Source organism: Acinetobacter sichuanensis (assembly GCF_003024515.2).
GTDB classification, from domain to species: domain Bacteria; phylum Pseudomonadota; class Gammaproteobacteria; order Pseudomonadales; family Moraxellaceae; genus Acinetobacter; species Acinetobacter sichuanensis.
This window is the reverse complement of record NZ_PYIX02000167.1, coordinates 1-1,066: the sequence shown is the minus strand read 5'-3', so window position 1 is coordinate 1,066 and position 1,066 is coordinate 1. Positions and strand designations below refer to the sequence as shown.

The 1,066-nt window shown below is 37.9% G+C and carries 2 protein-coding genes; one reads left to right on the top strand and one right to left on the bottom strand.

Translation table 11 applies throughout. The annotated features are described in order from the left end of the window. The first annotated feature begins 154 nt into the window (after nucleotides 1-154). Nucleotides 155-442 (top strand): hypothetical protein, encoded by a 288-nt coding sequence (locus tag C9E89_RS22770; RefSeq protein WP_171405219.1) that lies wholly within the window; start codon nucleotides 155-157, stop codon nucleotides 440-442. A gap of 272 nt (nucleotides 443-714) precedes the next feature. Here C9E89_RS22770 and C9E89_RS22760 read toward each other — a convergent pair whose 3' ends face one another. Next, on the bottom strand, nucleotides 715-942 hold the full coding sequence (locus C9E89_RS22760; protein WP_107010321.1) for a hypothetical protein: 228 nt from the start codon (nucleotides 940-942) through the stop codon (nucleotides 715-717). Between the last annotated feature and the right edge of the window lie 124 nt (nucleotides 943-1,066).

Here is a 1,066-nt window from a genome sequence, read left to right as displayed (position 1 = left end):
TGAGGTGATTGGTGAGGCAAATATCTTTGAGGCTATTATTGAGGGTTTTAACGAGGCTGAGGGCACCAATCTAAAACTCGCTGATATTACTAACCTTGATGTAGCGCAGGGTTGGATTGATGATTTTTTAGAGAAGTATTCTGAGAAATAAAAAATGAGCACACCTAAACTCCCAATACCACCACTGCATACATATAGAAATCAAGGCAGCACCATGCAGATGGCAATCAACCAGTTTCTTATTTCCTATGCTCGTGAAGACGGCTATTTCAACATAACCATGATCGATGCTGCTAAAACTTATAACTTAGTAAAAATTACAAGCGTGAATTTCGGATATGCCACAGTTGATGTGGTCTTTAAAACAATTACTGGCGAGATAATTGATTTACCTATTGATCTATTGCAATCAATAGAGTTTGCGGGTCAGAAGGAAGTTTAAAACTGCGAACCCGACGCAGCTTACTGATCGGGTGGAGGAAAGAATGAATTTCTATTTAATAAGTTATGATCTTATACAAGATAAAAACTACAAGGGTTTGATTGATGCAATAAAATCAATAGCCAATGGATATTGCACCCCCTTAAAATCAGTATGGCTTATTGGTAACTCTGGAACTTCAAGTGAAGTTCGTAATTATCTTTCTGGGTATATTGATAGTGATGATAAGCTTCTTGTGGTGAAACTCTCGGATGAAGCTGCGTGGACAACATCTATTGGAAATGACAATGCTCAGTGGATTTTAAACCATCTACAACCTTAGTATCACAACAGGTTGTGATGCCATTAAAATAATCCTGCTGATCTTTAATGGCTTTATCAATCCACTCTTGATTAGCCTCAACCACCACATCTTCTAGCAGGGTTACACGTCCTTCGAATAACTTAACTCGCGTTCCTGCTGGAATAATTCCGCGTTCTGATTCTTGATTATCACTCATAACAAACTCCACAACCCACCCAGTGTGGGTTTTCTTTTTAAAAATCCATACTTTCCCTGATATTATGAAGTTTAGACTCTGCACCAACATTGTTCTCAAAACATCCATAAATATCGGAGAAAAT

Coding starts and splice junctions, on each gene's coding strand:
- C9E89_RS22770 (WP_171405219.1), top strand. CDS start 155: ATGAGCACACCTAAACTCCCAATACCACCACTGCATACATATAGAAAT.
- C9E89_RS22760 (WP_107010321.1), bottom strand. CDS start 942: ATGAGTGATAATCAAGAATCAGAACGCGGAATTATTCCAGCAGGAACG.